The organism is Sphingomonas sp. (genome assembly GCF_031426035.1).
GTDB lineage: Bacteria > Pseudomonadota > Alphaproteobacteria > Sphingomonadales > Sphingomonadaceae > Sphingomicrobium.
Genome location: NZ_JANPKO010000078.1, coordinates 1 through 18,495, shown reverse-complemented (window position 1 = coordinate 18,495; position 18,495 = coordinate 1). Strand labels below are relative to the sequence as shown.

Annotated in this window: 22 protein-coding genes; 9 read left to right on the top strand and 13 right to left on the bottom strand. The window is 68.4% G+C overall.

Annotated elements, in window-relative coordinates; all coding sequences use genetic code 11:
- Positions 1–127 precede the first annotated feature (127 nt).
- A complete protein-coding gene (locus tag RMP08_RS05105) occupies positions 128–1,426 on the bottom strand; it encodes a family 1 glycosylhydrolase (protein WP_310467917.1) in 1,299 nt (432 codons plus the stop codon).
- A 45-nt stretch (positions 1,427–1,471) separates the two neighbouring features.
- Entirely contained in the window at positions 1,472–2,347 is an 876-nt protein-coding gene (locus tag RMP08_RS05100) for an SMP-30/gluconolactonase/LRE family protein (protein WP_310467916.1), read from the bottom strand.
- Positions 2,348–2,429: 82 nt separating this feature from the next.
- On the opposite strand from RMP08_RS05100, the gene RMP08_RS05095 reads away from it, so the two are divergent.
- The 4 genes from RMP08_RS05095 (at position 2,430) to RMP08_RS05080 (ending at position 5,715) form a co-directional block, all read left to right on the top strand.
- Positions 2,430–3,314 carry a 2-dehydro-3-deoxygalactonokinase gene (locus RMP08_RS05095; protein ID WP_310467915.1) on the top strand — a complete coding sequence of 295 codons (885 nt, stop codon included), beginning with the start codon at positions 2,430–2,432 and terminating at the stop codon, positions 3,312–3,314.
- Positions 3,311–3,940: a 2-dehydro-3-deoxy-6-phosphogalactonate aldolase gene (locus tag RMP08_RS05090; RefSeq protein ID WP_310467914.1), complete on the top strand. Its 630-nt coding sequence runs from the start codon at positions 3,311–3,313 to the stop codon at positions 3,938–3,940. Before RMP08_RS05095 ends, RMP08_RS05090 begins: the two co-directional genes overlap by 4 nt.
- On the top strand, positions 3,940–4,869 hold the full coding sequence (locus RMP08_RS05085) for a Gfo/Idh/MocA family oxidoreductase (RefSeq protein WP_310467913.1): 930 nt from the start codon (positions 3,940–3,942) through the stop codon (positions 4,867–4,869). The genes RMP08_RS05090 and RMP08_RS05085 overlap by 1 nt, the downstream gene beginning before the upstream one ends.
- A gap of 78 nt (positions 4,870–4,947) precedes the next feature.
- Positions 4,948–5,715, top strand: coding sequence for a Crp/Fnr family transcriptional regulator (locus RMP08_RS05080; RefSeq protein WP_310467912.1), 768 nt, complete (start codon positions 4,948–4,950; stop codon positions 5,713–5,715).
- A gap of 3 nt (positions 5,716–5,718) precedes the next feature.
- Here the strand turns inward: RMP08_RS05080 and pyrC are convergent, their stop codons facing one another.
- Positions 5,719–6,744, bottom strand: a complete 1,026-nt coding sequence (gene pyrC / locus RMP08_RS05075) for a dihydroorotase (protein WP_310467911.1) — start codon at positions 6,742–6,744, stop codon at positions 5,719–5,721.
- Positions 6,745–6,860: 116 nt separating this feature from the next.
- Between pyrC and RMP08_RS05070 the strand changes: the two genes are divergently transcribed.
- A complete protein-coding gene (locus RMP08_RS05070) occupies positions 6,861–7,562 on the top strand; it encodes a folate-binding protein (RefSeq protein ID WP_310467910.1) in 702 nt (233 codons plus the stop codon).
- On the opposite strand, the gene RMP08_RS05065 is transcribed toward RMP08_RS05070, so the two are convergent.
- The 6 genes from RMP08_RS05065 to RMP08_RS05040 form a co-directional block, all read right to left on the bottom strand.
- Positions 7,559–8,065, bottom strand: a complete 507-nt coding sequence (locus tag RMP08_RS05065) for a hypothetical protein (RefSeq protein WP_310467909.1) — start codon at positions 8,063–8,065, stop codon at positions 7,559–7,561. The two genes, RMP08_RS05070 and RMP08_RS05065, sit on opposite strands and share 4 nt — an antisense overlap.
- Before the next feature lie 54 nt (positions 8,066–8,119).
- Positions 8,120–8,809: a cyclase family protein gene (locus RMP08_RS05060; RefSeq protein ID WP_310467908.1), complete on the bottom strand. Its 690-nt coding sequence runs from the start codon at positions 8,807–8,809 to the stop codon at positions 8,120–8,122.
- Positions 8,764–9,036, bottom strand: coding sequence for a CBU_0592 family membrane protein (locus RMP08_RS05055; RefSeq protein ID WP_310467907.1), 273 nt, complete (start codon positions 9,034–9,036; stop codon positions 8,764–8,766). The genes RMP08_RS05060 and RMP08_RS05055 overlap by 46 nt, the downstream gene beginning before the upstream one ends.
- Positions 9,033–9,398 (bottom strand): GFA family protein, encoded by a 366-nt coding sequence (locus RMP08_RS05050; RefSeq protein WP_310467905.1) that lies wholly within the window; start codon positions 9,396–9,398, stop codon positions 9,033–9,035. Before RMP08_RS05050 ends, RMP08_RS05055 begins: the two co-directional genes overlap by 4 nt.
- Positions 9,395–12,085 (bottom strand): aconitate hydratase AcnA, encoded by a 2,691-nt coding sequence (gene acnA, locus RMP08_RS05045; protein WP_310467904.1) that lies wholly within the window; start codon positions 12,083–12,085, stop codon positions 9,395–9,397. Before acnA ends, RMP08_RS05050 begins: the two co-directional genes overlap by 4 nt.
- Positions 12,086–12,151: 66 nt before the next feature.
- Complete coding sequence (locus RMP08_RS05040; protein ID WP_310467902.1) at positions 12,152–12,592, bottom strand: low affinity iron permease family protein; 441 nt, start codon at positions 12,590–12,592, stop codon at positions 12,152–12,154.
- A 153-nt stretch (positions 12,593–12,745) separates the two neighbouring features.
- On the opposite strand from RMP08_RS05040, the gene RMP08_RS05035 reads away from it, so the two are divergent.
- The gene (locus tag RMP08_RS05035) at positions 12,746–12,946 is read left to right on the top strand and encodes a hypothetical protein (RefSeq protein WP_310467901.1); all 201 of its coding nucleotides are present in this window, start codon (positions 12,746–12,748) and stop codon (positions 12,944–12,946) included.
- A gap of 1 nt (position 12,947) precedes the next feature.
- On the opposite strand, the gene RMP08_RS05030 is transcribed toward RMP08_RS05035, so the two are convergent.
- Positions 12,948–13,928: a magnesium transporter CorA family protein gene (locus RMP08_RS05030; protein WP_310467899.1), complete on the bottom strand. Its 981-nt coding sequence runs from the start codon at positions 13,926–13,928 to the stop codon at positions 12,948–12,950.
- Between the two features lie 83 nt (positions 13,929–14,011).
- On the opposite strand from RMP08_RS05030, the gene RMP08_RS05025 reads away from it, so the two are divergent.
- Positions 14,012–14,566: a DUF2585 family protein gene (locus RMP08_RS05025; RefSeq protein ID WP_310467897.1), complete on the top strand. Its 555-nt coding sequence runs from the start codon at positions 14,012–14,014 to the stop codon at positions 14,564–14,566.
- Here RMP08_RS05025 and RMP08_RS05020 read toward each other — a convergent pair.
- From RMP08_RS05020 to RMP08_RS05010, 3 genes are all read right to left on the bottom strand, one after another.
- On the bottom strand, positions 14,563–14,970 hold the full coding sequence (locus RMP08_RS05020; RefSeq protein ID WP_310467896.1) for a hypothetical protein: 408 nt from the start codon (positions 14,968–14,970) through the stop codon (positions 14,563–14,565). The two genes, RMP08_RS05025 and RMP08_RS05020, sit on opposite strands and share 4 nt — an antisense overlap.
- Positions 14,967–16,355 carry a class II fumarate hydratase gene (gene fumC, locus RMP08_RS05015; RefSeq protein ID WP_310467895.1) on the bottom strand — a complete coding sequence of 463 codons (1,389 nt, stop codon included), beginning with the start codon at positions 16,353–16,355 and terminating at the stop codon, positions 14,967–14,969. Before fumC ends, RMP08_RS05020 begins: the two co-directional genes overlap by 4 nt.
- 109 nt (positions 16,356–16,464) lie before the next feature.
- Positions 16,465–16,956, bottom strand: a complete 492-nt coding sequence (locus RMP08_RS05010; protein ID WP_310467894.1) for a ClpXP protease specificity-enhancing factor SspB — start codon at positions 16,954–16,956, stop codon at positions 16,465–16,467.
- Positions 16,957–17,003: 47 nt separating this feature from the next.
- On the opposite strand from RMP08_RS05010, the gene RMP08_RS05005 reads away from it, so the two are divergent.
- Both RMP08_RS05005 and RMP08_RS05000 read left to right on the top strand, forming a co-directional pair.
- Entirely contained in the window at positions 17,004–17,381 is a 378-nt protein-coding gene (locus RMP08_RS05005; RefSeq protein ID WP_310467893.1) for a histidine triad nucleotide-binding protein, read from the top strand.
- Between the two features lie 111 nt (positions 17,382–17,492).
- Positions 17,493–18,495: amino acid permease (locus RMP08_RS05000; RefSeq protein ID WP_310467892.1), on the top strand; the 1,003-nt coding region annotated here is incomplete at its 3' end.

Below are 18,495 nucleotides of genomic sequence, written 5' to 3'. Positions count from 1 at the left end.
GCGCCGTCGACCGCCTCGGCATGGCCCTCGAGGCTGGGCTCGCCCCAGCCGACCGCGCCGTCGTCGCTCTCGACGCGCACGAACAGCCAGCGAGGGGGGACGAAGAAAGTCTCGATGCGGGCGATCTTCATGCGGCACCATCCCCTGCGCGGAAATCGATCTCTTCGGTCTCGAGCCGGCGCTCGGCCTCGGCCTGCTGCTCGCGCGCGTCGCGATCGCCGAAGTGCGACGGCGGCACGATCGGCACCACCAGGCACAGGCTCGAGGCCGGCAGCACCTCGCGCCAGTCCTTGATCAATTTCTTGTAGGCGGTGCCGACGTTGCGGATGTTGCGGTCGAGGTCGAATAGCCCGAGCGGATTGACGTTGCCGTTCTGCTCGCGCAGCGCGGTGTCCCAGTCGACCTGGTCGATCAGGCTGTACCAGGTGAAGCCGACGGTGGGGATGCCGACGTTGCGCAGCCGCAGCACGTTGGCCCATTCCTTCCACAGCCATTGCACCGCTTCGCCGCCGGTCTGGCCTTCGACCAGGTTGGTTTCGGTGTGCATCACCGGCAGCCGGTAGCGGTTGTAATATTGGCGGGTGATCTCGGTGTAGCCGAACACTTCGCCCGAGCCGGTGGTGTGGCCGTTCTCGAACACGCGGTGCTCGTTGGTGCGGTAGTAATCGTTGCCGAGGATGCAGTGCTGCTTGAGGCGGTTGGTGAGGAAGAAGTGATACTCCTCCTTGGTCATCCCGTTGCCGAGCAGATATTCGTACATGTCGCTGTCGACGCGGCGGCCGTAGTTGAGATCGAGGCTGAGGAAACGCCGCGAGTTCATCAGTTCGGCCTGGTGGATCGCGGCCGGGCTGTCGGCGTGGAAATATTCCGAGGATTCGGACTGGATGAAGATCGCGTCGGCGCGGCGCTTGAGGATTTCGAGCATCGCCAGCACATTGGCTTTGACGATGTGCTTCAAGGCGGTGACGAACGACTGGTCGCTGGTCAGCTGCTCGTTCCACCAGCCGTACTTGGCCGAGAACATCGCGCAGATGAACATCTCGTTGACCGGGGTGTAGAGCTGGACCCACGGGTAGCGTTCGGCGAACGCCCCGGCATAGGCCGCGAACAGCATCGGGAAATCGGGGTTCTGGAAATTGCCGATCCAGTCGGGCACGCCGAAGTGGCACAAATCGACGATCGGGATGATGTCGCGCCGCTTCAAATCGGCGAAGGTGAGGTCGGCGAACTCCCAGTCGTATTTGCCCGGGCCGAGGTAGGTGCGGTGGAGCGGCGGGCCAAAGCGCAGGAAGTTGATGCCGATGTCCTGGACGCAGTCGAAATCCTCGCGCCAGCGGCGGTAATGGTCGCACGCCTCCATCTGGTCGACGCGGACACTGCCGTTCTTGATGGTCGGGATGCTGTTCTCGATCCCGGTCGCGAACATGAAATTGGCGATGGTCGGTCTCCGTTGGCCGGCGGCGGCGAAGAGTTAGCCCGCGTAAGGCAGGTCGGCTAGCCCGCGCACGCCGGGATCGGCCAAAAACAGCCCGCCGGCGTGCGGTTGATCGATGAGCGCGGCGGCGTCGAGCCCGATCCGCGCCGAGCTGATGTAGAGCCGGTCGAGAGCGGGCCCGCCGAACGCGCAACTGGTCGGGCGCTGGGCCGGGACCTTGAGCGTGGCGAGCAGCTCGCCGGCGGGCGAAAAGCGCCGCACGCACCAGCCGTCCCAGAACGCGATCCACAGGCACCCTTCGGCGTCGACCGTCATCCCGTCGGGATAGCCGTCGCCTTCGCCGAAGCGCGCAAACTCGCGGCGGTTGGAGACGCTGCCGTCGGGCGCGAGGTCGAACGCGAAAGTGACCTGCCGCGCGCTGTCGTTGTGGTACATTTGTCCGCCGTCGGGGCTGAACGCGGGGCCGTTGGTGACGCGGTAGCCGTCGTCGACACGGGTTGCCGCGTCGGTTGCGTCGAGGCGGTACAACGCGCCCGACGCGGCGCGCTCGGTGTCGTCCATCGTCCCCGCCCAGAACCGCCCCGCGCGGTCGACCTTGCCGTCGTTGAAGCGATTGTCGGGGCGCTCGGGCTCGGGGTCGAACAGCAGGTCGAGCCGGCCGGTCTCGGCATCGAAGGTGGCGAAGCCGTGGTCGGTGCCGGCGATGAACCCGCCGCCGGCGCGCGGGGCAATCGAGCCGACCCGCAGCGGGGTATCCCACGCGGTCACCGCACCGACGGCGTCGAGGCGGAAGATCTTCCGGCCCTTGATGTCGACCCAGTACAGCGCCGCCTCGCGCTTTACCCACACCGGGCCCTCGCCGAGCACGGCGGCGACGTCGGCGACACAGGTCATTGGCGGTTCGGCGGGCATCGGCGACGGGATAGCTGCGCCTCCTCAAAAGAAAAGCGGGAGCGATGTCGCATGCCCGCTGTTTTTGGCTAAGGAGCAAAGCATGGGCTGGGCACAAGGTTTCATCGCGGTCGACTGGGGCACGACCAACCGCCGCGCCTATCGCGTCGACAGCGCCCGCCAGTGCACCGCCGAGTTCGAGGACGGGCAGGGCATCTTGGCGGTCGCGCCCGGCGGCTTTCCCGCCGCGGTCGCCGAAATCCGCGAACGGCTCGGCGATCACCCGCTGCTGATGGCCGGCATGGTCGGCTCCAACCGTGGCTGGGTCGAGGCGCCGTACGCACCGTGCCCGGCGGGGCTCGGCGACCTCGTCCACGGGCTGGCATGGGCCGAGGACGGGCGCGCGGCGATCGTGCCCGGAGTGTCCTACCAGGCGGTCGGTCGCGCCGACGTCATGCGCGGCGAGGAGGTGCAGATCCTGGGCGCCGCCGCGGCCGGCGCGATCCCGCCCGACTGCCTGGTGTGCCACCCCGGCACCCACAACAAATGGATCCGCCTGGTCGGCGGGCGCATTGCCGAATTCCGCACGGTGATGACCGGCGAGATGTTCAACCTGCTCAAGGCCAACAGCATTTTGTCCGACCTGCTGACCGACGAGGTCACGGCGGGGCCGGCGTTCCTCCAGGGCGTGCGGCGCGGGCTGTCCGATATTGTGCTGTCGGCGGAACTATTCTCGGTGCGCGCCGGGGTGCTGCTGGGCGATATCGCGCGCGAGGACGCCGGGGATTTGACCAGCGGGCTGCTGATCGGCGCCGACCTCCGGGTCGGGCTCGAGGGCAGCAGCGGGGATATCATCGTGATGGGCCGGCCCGAACTGACCAAATTGTACAAGGCGGCGCTCGGCGAGGCCGGGCGCGGGGCGCGGGAGTTCGACGGCGAGCAGGCGTTCCTCGCCGGAATCGCCGCGATCGTGGAGCTAATCGCATGACCGCAGCCGACGATTTTTACCGCTTCTTGGCGGAGTGCCCGCTGGTGGCGATCATTCGCGGCGTCACGCCCGACGAGGTCGAGGCGATCGGCGCGGCGCTGTTCGACGCCGGCATCCGCATCATCGAGGTTCCGCTGAATTCGCCCGACCCGCTCGCCAGCATCGCCAAATTGGCGGCGACGTTCGGCGACCGCGCGTTGATCGGCGCCGGCACGGTGCTCAAGGTCGAGCAGGTCGCTGAGGTCGCGGCGGCCGGCGGGCGGCTGATCGTCTCGCCCGGCACCGACCCCGCGGTGATCGGCGCGGCGGTCGCGGCGGGGATGGCGTCGTGCCCCGGTTACTTCACGCCGAGCGAGGCGTTCGCGGCGATCAATGCCGGCGCGCACGGGCTCAAACTGTTCCCCGCCGAGGCGGCCTCGCCGGCGGTGGTCAAGGCGCAGCGCGCGGTGCTGCCCAAGGATATTCCGGTGCTCGCGGTGGGCGGGGTGACGGCGGACACGGTGGGCGCGTGGATGGCCGCCGGGGCCGACGGTGCCGGGCTCGGCAGCGCGCTCTACGCGCCGGGGCGCTCGGCCGAGGAAACCGCGCAACGCGCTCGAGAATTCGTCGCCGCGGTGCGGCGCTGATGCGGCCATTGCGGATCGCCATCCTCGGCTTCGGCAAGATCGCCGCCGACCAGCATGTCCCCGCGATCGCCGCCAATCCGCGGCTCGAGCTGGCGGCGACCTCGAGCCGTTCGGGCGCCGGGCCCGAGCCCAGTTTTGCTGACTGGCGGACGCTCCTGCGCGACGTAAAAAACCTCGACGCGGTGGCGATCACCACCCCGCCGGGGCCGCGCTACGAGATCGCCGCGGCGTGCATCGAGGCGGGCTTGCACGTGCTGATGGAAAAGCCGCCGACCGCGACGCTGAGCGAGGCCGAGCAGCTCGCCTGCCTCGCCGAGGCCAAGCAGGTCAGCCTGTTCGCGACCTGGCACGCGCAGCACAACGCGGCGGTCGACGCAGCGGCCAAAGCGCTTGCCGGCCAGGCCATCGCGAGCATGGACATCATTTGGCACGAGGACGTGCGCAAATGGCACCCGGGCCAGCAGTGGATCTGGCAGGCCGGCGGGTTCGGGGTGTTCGACCCCGGCATCAACGCTTTCTCGATCGCGACGAAAATCTTTCCCGGCAGCCTGTTCGTGCGCTCGGCCGCGCTCGATTTCCCGCGCGGCGCCGACACGCCCGTTGCGGCGACCATCGCGTTCGGCAGCCCCGCCGCGCACGGCCCGTTCCGCTGCAGCCTCGACTGGCGCCGCAGCAAGGGCGAGGAGTGGACCATCACAGTACATACTATCGACGGAACGGAGGTCAGGCTGAGCGACGGCGGGGCGCGGCTGGCGATCGACGGGGTCGACCAGGACTGCGCCCACGGCGGCGAATATCCGGGGCTCTATGCGGCCTTCGTCGACCTCATCGACGAGCGCCGCAGCAGCGTCGACCTGGCGCCGCTGCGGCTGGTCGCCGACTGCTTGCTGGTCGGCAGCCGCCGCGAGGTCGCCGCGGTACCCGATTGATTTTACTGTAACCGCCTGTTGCGGGCAGGTAAGGCAATGCCGGCGGAACCGGCTCGAGTCCCGGGGAGGGGAGCGACGATGAGCAGCGTGGCAGCGGATGAACTGAGCCGGATCGACCAGGCGTTCGCCAACAATCGCCTGCTCGCCACCTTTGCCCCCGACGTCCGCGCGCTGATTGAGCCGCATGCCGAAGTGGTCGAGCTTGACGCCGGGACCTCGGTGCTGCGCTCGGGCAACCAGGTCGAGGTGACGCTGTTCCCGTACGGCCCGACGATGATCTCGATGATGGTCGACCTGGCCGACGGGCGCTCGGTCGAGGTCGCCTCGGTCGGCCAGGAAGGCGCCGTCGGCGGCATCGTCAGCTGCGGCAGCGCGCCCGCCTACACCCATGCCGAGGTGCAGGTCGCCGGCCCCGCGCTCAAGGTGCCGATGCGCGCGCTCGAGGACGCCAAGTCGCGCTCGGGCTTCCTCGCCCATCTGTTCTGCCGCTACTCGGATTACTTGCTGGCGCAGGTCATGCAGTCGGTCGCGTGCAACGCCTATCATTCGATCCGCCAGCGCGCGGCGCGCTGGCTGCTGACTGCGCAGGACCGCGCCGGCGACCGGCTCGAACTGACCCAGGAGGCGCTGGCCGGCCTGCTCGGGGTCCAGCGGACGACGGTCAACGCGGCGATCCAGTCGCTGCAGGAAGACGGGCTGATCAATATCCGGCGCGGCGCGGTGGTGGTCACCGATCGCGCCGGCCTCAAGCACAGCGCATGCGAATGCTATGCCCGCGTCGACGCCCATTTCACCAACATCCTCGGCGCCAGCGGGAGCGGCGGCACCGGCCCCGCCTGCGACTGAGACCTAGCCGGCGAGCCGCCAGCGCAGGGTCTCGCCGGCATGGAACGGCACAACGCCGGCAATGCTGTCGGGCACCGCGCAGCCACCGCGCTCGAGCGTGACCGTGCCGTCGTTGAGCGGGAGGCCGTAGAAGCGCGGGCCATGCTCCGCCGCGAACCCCTCGAAGCGATCGAGCGCGCCTTCCTCGTCGAACACCTGGGCATAAGTTTCGAGCGCGAACGGGGCGTTGAAGATTCCGGCGCAGCCGCAGCCCGACTCCTTGGCGTCGCGGCTGTGCGGCGCGCTGTCGGTGCCGAGGAAGAATTTGGGCGAGCCCGAGGTGGCCGCGGCGCGCACCGCGAGCCGGTGCTTTTCGCGCTTGACCACCGGCAGGCAGTAAGCGTGCGGCCGCAGCCCGCCGGCGAACAAGGCGTTGCGGTTGAGCACGAGATGCTGCGGCGTGACCGTCGCCGCGATCGTCGGTCTGCTGTCGCGCACGAACTGCGCGGCGTCGGCGGTGGTGATATGCTCGAACACGATTTTGAGCGCGGGCATGTCGCGCACCAGCGGCTCGAGCACGCGGTCGATGAACACCGCCTCGCGGTCGAACACGTCGATGTCCGGGTCGGTCACTTCGCCGTGGACCAGCAGCGGCATGCCGATGTCCTGCATCCGCTCGAGCGCGGGGCGGATGCGGGCGATGTCGGTGACGCCGTCCGCGGAGTTGGTGGTGGCGCCCGCCGGGTACAGCTTGGCCGCGACCCACACGCCCTCGCTGTGGCCGCGCGCGAGCTCGGCGGGGTCGGCCTGGTCGGTCAAATAGCAGGTCATCAGCGGGGTGAAGCCGGATCCGGCCACCGATATTATTCTGTCTCGATAGGCGCTGGCCGCTTCGACGCTGGTCACCGGCGGCGCCAGATTGGGCATCACGATCGCGCGCGCGAACTGGCGCGCTGTGAACGGCGCCACCGCTTTCAGCATGTCTCCATCGCGCAAATGGACGTGCCAATCGTCCGGGCGGCGGATGGTCAGGCTCTCAGTGGCTGGCAACAACAGCTCCGTTCGTCCCGAGCGAAGTCGAGGGACGCCGCCCGCGCTTGACGTGTCTCGACTTCGCTCGACACGAACGGGTTTGTATTGGCGCCCAGGCCTCCTAACTGAAGGCCATGGCCCCGACCACCCTCACTCATCGCGCCATCATCCGCCTGTCGGGCGAGGGCGTGCGCGATTTCCTCCAGGGGCTGGTGACCAGCGATGTCGCGGGGCCGCTGCCGGTGTGGGCCGGGCTGCTCACCCCGCAAGGCAAATGCCTGTTCGATTTTTTGGTGTGGCCAGATGACAGCAGTTCCAACGATGACCTCCTGCTCGACTGTGAGGCGGACGCGGCGGACGATCTCGTCAAGCGCCTGTCGCTCTACCGCCTGCGCCGCGCGATCACGATCGCGCGCGACGACAGCATCGCGGTGCACTGGTCGCCCGACGGCGATGACGACCCGCGCCTGCCCGCACTTGGAAAACGCTGGCTGGGGCCACCGTCCGCACCCGCAACAGGCTGGCTCGAGCACCGCCTCCGCCTCGGCGTGTGCGAGGGCCGCGCCGAGCTCGGCGACCTGCTGTGGCTCGAGTGCAATGCCGCTGAGCTGAATGGCGTGTCGTTCTCGAAAGGCTGCTTCGTCGGCCAGGAGAACACCGCGCGGATGAACTGGCGCTCCAAGGTCAACCGCCGCCTGGTGGTGGTCGAGACCGCCACGCCCGGCCCGCGCACCCGCGTCCATTATCCCGAGCTTGGCCTGGTCGTGGAGCACCGCCGCGTCGACGATCTGACCGGGGCGCTTATTCCGGAGTGGCTCGCCGCAGTGCTCGCTTAATCCGCTTGCGGCGCTGCACCGGCCTTGGCCGCGGCTTCCGCTTTGGCGATGTCGGCCTTGCTCATCTTGGCCCAGCTGGCGACGACAAAACCGCGCTCGGCGAGGCAGCCGCTCATCTTGGCCTTGATCGCTTTTTCCTTCTTGGCGCGCTTCATCTTGGCCATGCCGACCGCGCCGCCGACCGCCGCGAACGGCAGCAGCACGACGGTCGCCGCGACCACCGCCAGCCCGGCATAGCCGGCGACCGCGGCGGCGGTCGCGCCGCCCGCCGCCAACGCCGCGCCGCTCGCCGCCGCACCGCCCGCCGCCGATGCCAGCCGGCCACTATCGTCGAGCTTGCCGGCGACGAGCAATTGGCTGCACTCGGCGTAGGCGGCGTCGAACGCGCTCTGCTCGGTGGGCGGCGCGGCGAGCATCGGCGCGAACGCGCGCGGCCGTGACGAGCAGCCCGACACGGCCAAGGACGCGGCCGCGGCCACGCCCAGCAAATTCCTGAATTTCACCGGCTTTCCCCCGAACGACGCGCGGCGTGGACGTCCCCTGCGCGCCCTGCCTTGTCAACCCTGTGCGGCTCGGCCGAGCACCGCGAACGCGCGCACCGCGAAGGTGCCCATGCCGGCGATCTTGGGCGGGACGGCGGACAAGCGGAAGCCGACGTCGGGGAGCGCGGCGAGGTTGGTCATATGCTCGCAGATCGGGATCTCGGCGCCGAGCAGGATGGTGTGCACCGGGCGCGCTCGGAGTTCGGTGCGGTCGATATTGTAGCTGTCGATCCCGACCAGCGCGGCGCCTTGCCCGGCCAGCCATTCGGCCGCCGCCGCGGTGAGATACGGGTGGTCATGCTTGTACGCCTCGGTGCGCCAGTGGCGGTCCCAGCCGGTGGCGACCAGCACCGCGCGCCCGCGCACGTCGAGTCCCGCGAAATGCTCGGCGTCGGTCGCCAAGCCATCCGCGAACGGCCTCCGCACGACGACGCCCGGCAGATCGGCCAGCGACTCGAGCGGCAGCCGCGCCAGATCCGTGCCCTCGGCGTAGCGGTGGAACGGCGAATCGAGATAGGTGCCGGTGTTGGCGACCATGTCGATGCGGCCGATCTGGAAGCTCGACCCGTCGTCATATTTTTCCGCCGATGCCTCGCGCGTCCAATAATCGCAGATGTGCGGGCCGGGGAGGTCGCCGAAGGTGACCATGCCGTGCTCGATCACATGGCTGAGGTCGACGATTTCCGCTTTGCCACTATCCGCCACAAGGCCACTCCCCCGATCAGCATCCAGATTATGTTGAGCACCGCGGATGGCAGCGCGCCGTGCCACCAGCCGTTGACGATGAACCCCGCCGCGCCGACGATGTTCATCCCCTGGTAGAGCGGCGACTGGCCGGTGACCTTGCCCATCGACAGCAGCAGATAGGCGAGCAGGATCAGCGCCGCCCCGGCCCATCCGACGATCTCGACCGCGAGCTCGGTTGCGCTCATTCGTCCCATCTCGCGCCGTCGATTTCGCGCACTTCCACCCCCTCGAGCAAGCCCGGGTCGACCAGCCGCGCATTGACCCCCATCCGCTCGTGCGGCGGCGGGGTGAGCAGCTCCCAATGCGTCGCGATCCCGCAATTGGCGCAGCGCAGGATGCGCAGATAGGTTTGCTTGAGGTCGCCGCGGACATAGCCGTCGAACTGGCCCGCGATGGCCACCTCGCCGGGCGCGTAATAAATGCCGCGCCAGCCGGTCTTCGCGCACAGGCTGCAATTGCAGTGGTTGATGTAGTCGGGGCGGCGCGGGAGCGTGATCGTCGCCTGCCCGCAATGGCAGCGCGCGACGAGCTCCGGCGCCGCGCTCAAGCGGCGAGGTTCCGCAGCACGTAGTGAAGAATCCCGCCGGCGTGGAAATATTCGAGCTCGTTGAAGGTGTCGATGCGGCACCGCGCGGTGAAGCTGCGCGCGGTCCCGTCGGCGGCGGTGACCTGCACCTCGACATCGTCGCGCGGCTTGATGTCCGCCACGCCGGCAATCGAGAATGTCTCGCTGCCGTCGAGCCCGAGCGTCGCCGCGCTCTCGCCGTCACGGAACTGCAGCGGCAGCACGCCCATCCCGACCAGGTTGGAGCGGTGGATGCGCTCGAAGCTCTCGGCGATCACCGCGCGCACGCCGAGCAGGACCGTGCCCTTGGCCGCCCAGTCGCGCGACGATCCGGTGCCATATTCCTTGCCCGCGAGCACCACCAAAGGCGTCCCGTCGGCCTGATATTTCATCGCCGCGTCGTAGATCGGCAGCGTCTCGTTGCCCGAGTCGCCTTTGCCCGCATAGCGCGTGAACCCGCCTTTGACATTGTCGAGCATGCGGTTCTTGATGCGGATGTTGGCGAAGGTGCCGCGCATCATCACCTGGTGGTTGCCGCGCCGCGCGCCATAGCTGTTGAACTCCGCCCGGCTGACCTGGTGCTCGTTCAAATATTTGCCCGCCGGGCTGTCGGCCTTGATCGCGCCCGCCGGCGAGATGTGGTCGGTGGTGATCGAATCGCCGAACACCGCCAATGCGCGCGCACCCGCGATGTCGCCGGGCGGCGTCGCGGTCATCGTCATTCCGGTGAAGTACGGCGGGTTCTGGATGTAGGTCGAGGACGGCGGCCAGGCGTAGGTCTCGCCGCCGCTGACCTCGATTGCGCGCCACCGCTCGTCGCCGGCGTACACATCGCCGTAGCGCGAGCGGAACATGGTCGAATGGACATGCGCGTCGACCAAGGCGCGCACTTCCTCGTTGCTCGGCCAGATGTCCTTCAAAAACACCGGCGCGCCGTCGCGCCCGGTGCCGATCGGCTCGCCGACCATGTCGCTGCGCACGCTGCCCTTGAGCGCGTAGGCGACCACCAGCGGCGGCGAGGCGAGGTAGTTGGCGCGGCAGTCGGGCGACACCCGCCCTTCGAAATTGCGGTTTCCCGAGAGCACGCTGACCGCGACCAGGTCATGGTCGGCGATCGCCTTCGAAATCGGCTCGGCGAGCGGGCCTGAATTGCCGATGCAGGTGGTGCAGCCGTAGCCGACGAGGTCGAACCCGAGCGCGTCCAGATCCTCCGCCAGCCCGCTCGCCTTCAGATAATCGGTGACCACCTGGCTGCCCGGCGCGAGGCTGGTCTTGACCCACGGCTGGGGCAGCAGGCCCTTGGCCCGCGCCTTGCGCGCGACCAGCCCCGCGGCGACCAGCACCGACGGGTTGGAGGTGTTGGTGCAGCTGGTGATCGCGGCGATCACCACGTCGCCGTTGCCGAGGTCGTAATCCTCGCCGTCGACTGCCACCCGCGGGTCGCTGTGCTTGTTGTAGGTCGCTTCCAGTTCGGCGTTGAACTGGTCGTCGACCTCGGTCAGCAGCACGCGGTCCTGCGGCCGCCGCGGCCCGGCGAGCGAGGCCATGATGCTGTCCATGTCGAGCTCGAGCGTGTCGGTGAACCACGGCTCGGGCGCGCCGGCGTCGCGCCACAGCCCCTGCGCCTGGCAGTAAGCGCGGACCAGCTCGATGCGGCTTTCCTCGCGCCCGGTCAGGCGGAGATACTCCAGCGTCCGCTCGTCGACCGGGAAAAAGCCGCAGGTCGCGCCATATTCGGGCGCCATGTTGGCGATCGTCGCGCGGTCGGCGAGGCTGAGCGCATCGAGCCCCGGCCCGTAGAATTCGACGAACCTGCCAACCACGCCCTTGGCGCGCAGCATCTGGGTCACCGTCAGCACCAGATCGGTGGCGGTGATGCCCTCCTGCAAGGCGCCCGACAGCCGGAACCCAACCACTTCGGGGATCAGCATGCTGACCGGCTGGCCGAGCATCGCCGCCTCGGCCTCGATCCCGCCGACCCCCCAGCCGAGCACGCCGAGGCCATTGACCATGGTGGTGTGGCTGTCGGTCCCGACCAGCGTGTCGGGGTAGGCGACCTCGGCCCCGTCCTGGTCGGGCGAGGTCCACACGCATTGCGCGATATATTCGAGGTTGACCTGGTGGCAGATGCCCGTGCCCGGCGGCACCACCTTGAAATTGTCGAACGCGGATGAGCCCCATTTGAGGAATTCGTAGCGCTCGGCGTTGCGCTGGTATTCCAGCTCGACGTTGCGCCCGAACGAGCGCGGGGTGCCGAACTCGTCGACCATCACGCTATGGTCGATGACGAGGTGGACCGGGACCAACGGGTTGATCTTCTGCGGGTCGCCGCCGAGGCTTTTCATCGCGTCGCGCATCGCGGCGAGGTCGACCACCGCGGGGACGCCGGTGAAATCCTGCATCAGCACGCGCGCCGGGCGGTACTGGATCTCGCGGTTGATTTTGCGCTGCTTGAGCCAGCCGGCCATCGCCTCCAGATCGTCGCGGGTGACGCTGGTGCCGTCCTCGAAGCGCAGGAGATTCTCGAGCAGCACTTTCATCGAGAACGGCAGGCGATCGATGTCGCCGAGCGTCTCGGCCGCCTTGGCCAGGCTGTAGTAGGCGTAGCTCTTGCCCCCGACGTCGAGCGTCGAACGCGTCTTGAGGCTGTCCTGGCCGGTCGGAATCATGCGCGTCCTCTGTCATTGGCGGGGCGCCGGTGCGGCGTGCCGCGCCTTTAGCAACCAGCCCCGCGATTACAAAGCGCGCTCGTCCCCCGGCATCTTGCGATGCTCCTCGCCCGGCTCGTCGGTGGCCGCCTCGAGTTCCTCGGCCGCCTGCTCCTTCAATTCGGTGATCTCGTCCTCCTCGAGCTCCTCGATCCCCGCCATCTCGTTGCGCGCATGGCTGGTCGCGATCAGCAATTCGTCGAGCTTGGCATGCATCGCGACATCGCGGCGATGGTCGTCGGCCTCGCGCTCGTTTTGGCGGTTGAGCACCATCTGGGTCAGCGTGATGGCGAGAATCGACAGCGCCGCGGTGAGCAAATCGGTCGGCAGCCGCAGCGAGAACCATGCCACGCAGAACAGGATGACCCCGATCTGCATGTAGGGATGGGCGAACAGGTTCGAGACCACGGCCGAGACCCGGGCGCCGAGCTGGACCGCCCAGCTTTTGTGGTTGTTTTCCTCGGCCATGTCGGGCTGCAACGATACGGGGGCGGTTCGGTTGCGCCGAGCGGAATAGCGGCCGCGCCGGATGGAGGGCGATGACTCGAAACCGTCACGGCATTCCGCTAGTTATACCTGCGCGAGCACCGCTTTCGTGCCGCGCGTCAGAGAGGTGCCGGAATGGCCCACGACAGCGACTATTGCCGCCAGCAGGCCGAACTCGCCCGGGTTGCCGCCGCGCGCCGCGATACCACCGAGAATTCGGAAGTCGCCGGCCACCTCGCGCTCGCCTATGCCACCTTGGCCCGCCGCCGCGCGGCGCTGGCCGACCCGGCGGCGGTGTCGGCGCCCGACCCCGAGCCAATGCTCCTGCGCGACTAGGCTACAGCCAGCCGCGGCGCTTGAACCACCAGTAGGGCAGGATCGCGGCGACCAGCATGATCCCGATTGCGAACGGGTAGCCGGCCAGCCACTTCAATTCGGGCATATGCTCGAAGTTCATCCCGTACACGCCGGCGACTAGGGTCGGCGGCAGGAACACCACCGCGGCGACTGAAAACACCTTGATCGCGGCGTTCTGCTCGATGCTGATCAGCCCGAGCGAGGCGTCGAGCAGGAAGGTCAGATTCTGCGCCAGGAAGGCGCTGTGGTCGATCAGCGACGAGACGTCGGCGCCGAGGCTGTGGACGCGCTCGCGGTCGCCCTCGTCCGAGCGCATGCGGTCGGTCGCGGCGAGGAAGCCGATCAGCCGCCCGGCGCTGACCGCGGTCTCGCGGATGCGGGCGAGCAAGCCCTGCGCGCGGCCGATGCGCAGCAGCAGCGCCTCGAGCCGCTGGGCGGGGATGCGCCGCTGCGATGGCCCGGCACGCGCGTCGCGGCGGAACACCTGGGCCGAGATGCGCTCGATCTCGGCGCCCGACGCCTCGAGCTCGTCGGCCAGCCGCTCGATGATCGCGTCAAGCAGGCGGATCAGCGCGGTCGGCGCATCGCGCACCAGGTCGGGGTCGAGCCGGGCATGGGCGGAAAAGGTGCGGATCGGCTTGGGGGTGCCGTAGCGCACCGTGACCAGGCGGTTCCCGGCGAGCACGAAGCCGATCGGGGTCGACGCCGGCTCGCCGTCCTCGACCCCGTACAGCGTGCCCATCGTCATGTAGATCGCATTGTTCTTTTCGTAGAGCCGGCTCGACGGCTCGATCTCGGCCAGCTCGTCCTGCGTCGGCACGTCGAGGCCGAGGCATTTTTCGACGATCTGTTCCTCTTCCCGCGTCGGTTCCTCGAGGTCGATCCAGGTCGCCCCGTCGGGGATGCTCCCGGCGGTTTCGATCAGGCTTCCGTCGCAGTCGGGTCCGTAGGCGCGCAGCATCGCCGCCTGATCGTGCGGTTTGCCCGGCTTTGCAAGCGCGCCCGGCTTTGCAAGCGGCTGTGCTGCCCCTAAGCACCGCCGCGATGACCGCCCGCACCCGCGCCTATATTCCCGCCATCCTTCTCTTCCTCGCCGCCGCGGCAATCCTGCTGGCGATGGGGCGGCCGCCGCTCTGCACCTGCGGCAGCGTCGACTTGTGGGGCGCGGTCGGGCCCGAGCAGAGCCAGATGCTGGCCGACTGGTACAGCGCCAGCCACATCGTCCACGGGCTGTTGTTCTATGGCGCGCTGTGGCTGGTCGCGCGCTCGTGGCCGGTCGAGCGCCGCTTCCTCGTCGCGCTGCTGGTCGAGGCGGCGTGGGAAATCGCCGAGAACACCCCGCTGGTGATCGACCGCTACCGCGAGGCGACCGCGGCGCTCGGCTACACCGGCGACAGCGTGCTCAACTCGCTGAGCGACATCGCGATGATGGCGGTCGGCTTCCTCGCCGCGCGCAAGCTGCCGCTATGGGCCGCGATCGCCTTGGTCGCCGCGCTCGAGCTGGTGCCGCTGCTGGTGATCCGCGACAATCTCGTCCTCAACGTGTGGATGCTGCTCGCTCCCAACGACGCCCTGCGCAGCTGGCAGGCCGGCGCCTAGAGGCAGCGCAGCAGCACCGGCTCCGCGCCGCGGCGCAAGGAATAGGGGCCGATCACTGTGCCATTGTCGACGCGGACGGTGAGCGTCATGCGGTCGCCGCGCACATTGCCTTCATAGCGCGCGGGGAAGCTCGCGTGGGTCTCGCCGACCTGCTCGGGGCCGCCGTGGCCGGGGCTGTGGGTGCCGCTTGCCGAAAAGCCGCCGTCGCGGCCCGCGATGACCGGCCCGGCGATGGTGCCCGCGGCGCAATCGTAATCGAGCGTGCCGCCTGCGGCGTCGAGGGTCAGGCCGACATGCTCGCCGCCCCAGCGCCCGGCCAGCGGCGCGCCATCTGGCGGCACCTCCCCCGGCGGCACCGCCGCGCAGCTTGCCAGCATGGCGAGCGGGAGGAGCGCGCGGATCACCGGCCCAGCATCGCTTCGGGCTTGACCACGCGGTCGAAGGTCTCGCCGTCGACCAGGCCCAGCTCGAGCCCGGCCTCCTTGAGCGTCTGCCCCGACTTGTGGGCGTGCTTGGCGATCGCCGCGGCATTGTCGTAGCCGATCTCGGGGGCGAGCGCGGTGACCAGCATCAGCGAGCGGTCGAGCAGCTCCTTGATCCGCGCCTCGTCGGCCTCGAGCCCGTCGAGCGTGCGCTTGGTGAAGCTGTCCATGCCGACGCCAAGCAGGTTGATCGAGCGGATCACGTTGGCGCCGATCAGCGGCTTGAACACGTTCAATTCGAGGTGGCCCTGCAGCGCCCCGACGGTGACCGCGGCGTGGTTGCCGATCACCTGGGCGGCGACCATCGTCAGCATCTCGCATTGGGTGGGGTTGACCTTGCCCGGCATGATCGAGCTGCCGGGCTCGTTTTCGGGCAGCTTCAATTCGCCCAGTCCGCACCGCGGTCCCGAGCCTAACAATCTGATATCGTTGGCAATCTTGCTCAGCGACACCGCCAGTGTGCTCAGCGCGCCAGATAGTTCGTGCAGTGTGTCATGCGCGGCGAGTTCGGCGAACTTGTTCGGCGCGCTGGTAAACGGCAGCCGCGTCAGATTGGCGATCTCTTTCGCGAAAGCATCGCCGAAACCCTCGGGCGCGTTCAACCCGGTGCCGACCGCGGTGCCGCCCTGCGCCAAGCGGTACAGCCGCGGCAGCACGCCCTCGATGCGCGCAATATTGTCTTCGACCTGCTGCGCGTAGCCGGAGAACTCCTGGCCGAGCGTGAGCGGCGTGGCGTCCTGCAAATGGGTGCGGCCGATCTTGACCAGCCCGTCCCACCGCTGGGCGAGCTCGGCGAGCCGGCCGTGCAGCCCGCGCAGCGCTGGCAGCAGCACGGCGTTGACGCTGCGCGCGGCGGCGATGTGCAGCGCGGTCGGGAAGCTGTCGTTGGACGACTGGCTCTTGTTGACATGGTCGTTAGGGTGGACCGGCGACTTGCCGCCGCGGGTGCCGGTCAGTTGCTCGTTGGCGCGGCCGGCGATCACCTCGTTTGCGTTCATGTTTGACTGGGTGCCCGATCCGGTCTGCCAGATGACCAACGGGAACTGGCTGTCGAGGTCGCCGCGCGCGACTTCGCCGGCGGCCTGCTGGATCGCCTCGGCGACCTCGGCGTCGAGTAGCCCCGAGCGGGCGTTGACCCGCGCCGCGGCCTGCTTGACGAAGCCCAGAGCGTGGACGATCTCGAGCGGCAATTGCTCGCGCGGGCCGAACGGGAAATTGCCGATCGAGCGCTCGGTCTGCGCCCCCCAATAGCAATCGTCGGGAACCTCGATCGGTCCGAAGCTGTCGGTCTCGGTGCGCGTGGCCATAGTGCGATATTCCATAAAAGCCGTTCGGGCTGAGCCGGTCGAAGCCCTGTCCTGCTTCAGCCTAAAACGGAAACGCAGCCCTTCGACAAGCTCGGGACAGTGGCGGTTGCTATTTCTTCCGCGTGAAATCGACCGACACGACGTTGGAGCCGTCGTCGGCTACCTCCTCCGCCGCTTCCTGCGGAACGTCGTTCTGCGCCGGGTCGTGCTCCTCGTGCAGCCCCTCGGCGCCCTCGGCCTGGAACTTCAAACTGAAATCGACCGCGGGATCGACGAAGTCGGTGACCGCCGCGAACGGCACCTGGAGGGTCGACGGCACGCCGCCGAACGACAGCCCGACCGAAAAGCCGTCGGGCGCGACCTTCAAGTCCCAGAAGCGGTGCTGGATGACGATCGTCATCTCGTCGGGGAAGCGCTCGGCGAGGTGCTTGGGGATGACCACTCCGGGCATGCGCGTGCGGAAGGTGATGTAGAAATGGTGCGCGCCGGGCAGCGTGCCGGTCCGCTCGACCTCGCGCAGCACCCGCCCGACGACGTCGCGCAACGCCTCCTGCACGATCTCGTCGTACGGAATCAGGCTTTCGGGCGTTTCCTCGCTCATCGCCTTGGTGGTAACGCGCGGCGGTGCAGCGTCAAGCGGAGTCCGTAATGCCGATCGATCCGACCAAGCCGTATGACGACGGCAACATCTTCGCCAAGATCCTGCGCGGGGAGGTGCCGTGCAAGAAGGTCTATGAGGACGAGCACGCGCTCGCCTTCCACGACATCGCGCCGCTCGCGCCGGTCCACATCCTGGTCATTCCCAAGGGCGCCTACGTGTCGTGGGACGATTTCTCGGCGCGCGCGTCGGAGGCCGAGATCGCCGGCTTCGTGCGCGCCGTCGGCCATGTCGCGCGCGAGGCCGAGATGGTCGCCCAGGGCTATCGCCTGCTCGCCAACACCGGCAAGCGCGCCGGCCAGGAAGTGCCCCACCTCCACGTCCATATCTTCGGCGGCCAGCCGCTCGGGCCGATGCTCAGCCGCTAGCGCGCGCTTAAGGGATTGCCCTCGCCGCCTGAGCCGCTAGGCTCCGCCGCAACACGGTCAATGAGGGGATTTCGAATGGCCACACAGGCTCCACGCGGACTGCTCGGACGCATGGCGATGCGCAAGAGCGTCGCTCAGGTTCAGCGCGAAACTGAAACGAGCGAGCTCAAGCGGTCGCTGGGGCCGTGGAACCTGGTGTTCCTCGGGATCGGCTGCATCATCGGCGCGGGCATCTTCGTGCGCACCGGCAACGCCGCCGCGCTCTATGCCGGGCCCGCGGTGCTGCTGTCGTTCGTCATCGCCGGCATCGTCTGCGCGTTCGCCGGCCTGTGCTACGCCGAATTGTCCTCGACGCTGCCGGTGTCGGGCTCGGCTTACACCTACAGCTACGCCACCGTCGGCGAGTTCGGCGCGTGGGTCATGGGCACGCTGCTGCTGCTCGAATACGGCCTCGCGGCGTCGGTCGTCGCGGTCGGCTGGTCGGGCTATGTCGTCAGCCTGCTCGGCGACCTCGGGGTGCACGTCCCGGCGACGCTGACCGGCCCGATGGGCTATCCCAAGGAACTGGCCGACGGCACCACCATTACCACCGTGTTCAACCTGCCGGCGTTCCTGGTGTGCGCGGTGCTGGCGACCCTGCTGGTGATCGGCGTCTCGGAATCGGCCAAGGTCAACAACGTCATCGTCGCGATCAAGGTCACCGTGCTGACCGCCTTCATCCTCGTCGGCGGCGCGATCCTGCTCGCAAACCTCGACCAGTTCACCCCCAATTGGGAGCCGTTCATTCCCGAAAACACCGGCAAGGACGGCGAGTTCGGCTGGTCGGGGATCATCCGCGGCGCATCGATCGTGTTCTTCGCCTACATCGGGTTCGAAGCGGTCTCGACCGCCGGGCAGGAAGCCAAGAACCCGGCCAAGGACATGCCGTTCGGGATCATCGGCAGCCTCGTCGCGTGCACCATCATCTACATCCTGGTGTCGATCGTGCTGACGCTGATCGTGCCCTACACCAGCCTTAACGTGCCCGATCCGGTGGCCGTCGCGGTCGATGCGTTCGGGCCGCAATGGGCGTGGTTCGCCTCGACCATCAAGGTCGGCGCGATCATCGGCCTGA

Coding starts and splice junctions, on each gene's coding strand:
- RMP08_RS05105 (WP_310467917.1), bottom strand. CDS start 1,426: ATGTTCGCGACCGGGATCGAGAACAGCATCCCGACCATCAAGAACGGC.
- RMP08_RS05100 (WP_310467916.1), bottom strand. CDS start 2,347: ATGCCCGCCGAACCGCCAATGACCTGTGTCGCCGACGTCGCCGCCGTG.
- RMP08_RS05095 (WP_310467915.1), top strand. CDS start 2,430: ATGGGCTGGGCACAAGGTTTCATCGCGGTCGACTGGGGCACGACCAAC.
- RMP08_RS05090 (WP_310467914.1), top strand. CDS start 3,311: ATGACCGCAGCCGACGATTTTTACCGCTTCTTGGCGGAGTGCCCGCTG.
- RMP08_RS05085 (WP_310467913.1), top strand. CDS start 3,940: ATGCGGCCATTGCGGATCGCCATCCTCGGCTTCGGCAAGATCGCCGCC.
- RMP08_RS05080 (WP_310467912.1), top strand. CDS start 4,948: ATGAGCAGCGTGGCAGCGGATGAACTGAGCCGGATCGACCAGGCGTTC.
- RMP08_RS05070 (WP_310467910.1), top strand. CDS start 6,861: ATGGCCCCGACCACCCTCACTCATCGCGCCATCATCCGCCTGTCGGGC.
- RMP08_RS05055 (WP_310467907.1), bottom strand. CDS start 9,036: ATGAGCGCAACCGAGCTCGCGGTCGAGATCGTCGGATGGGCCGGGGCG.
- acnA (WP_310467904.1), bottom strand. CDS start 12,085: ATGATTCCGACCGGCCAGGACAGCCTCAAGACGCGTTCGACGCTCGAC.
- RMP08_RS05040 (WP_310467902.1), bottom strand. CDS start 12,592: ATGGCCGAGGAAAACAACCACAAAAGCTGGGCGGTCCAGCTCGGCGCC.
- RMP08_RS05035 (WP_310467901.1), top strand. CDS start 12,746: ATGGCCCACGACAGCGACTATTGCCGCCAGCAGGCCGAACTCGCCCGG.
- RMP08_RS05030 (WP_310467899.1), bottom strand. CDS start 13,928: ATGCTGCGCGCCTACGGACCCGACTGCGACGGAAGCCTGATCGAAACC.
- RMP08_RS05025 (WP_310467897.1), top strand. CDS start 14,012: ATGACCGCCCGCACCCGCGCCTATATTCCCGCCATCCTTCTCTTCCTC.
- fumC (WP_310467895.1), bottom strand. CDS start 16,355: ATGGCCACGCGCACCGAGACCGACAGCTTCGGACCGATCGAGGTTCCC.
- RMP08_RS05010 (WP_310467894.1), bottom strand. CDS start 16,956: ATGAGCGAGGAAACGCCCGAAAGCCTGATTCCGTACGACGAGATCGTG.
- RMP08_RS05005 (WP_310467893.1), top strand. CDS start 17,004: ATGCCGATCGATCCGACCAAGCCGTATGACGACGGCAACATCTTCGCC.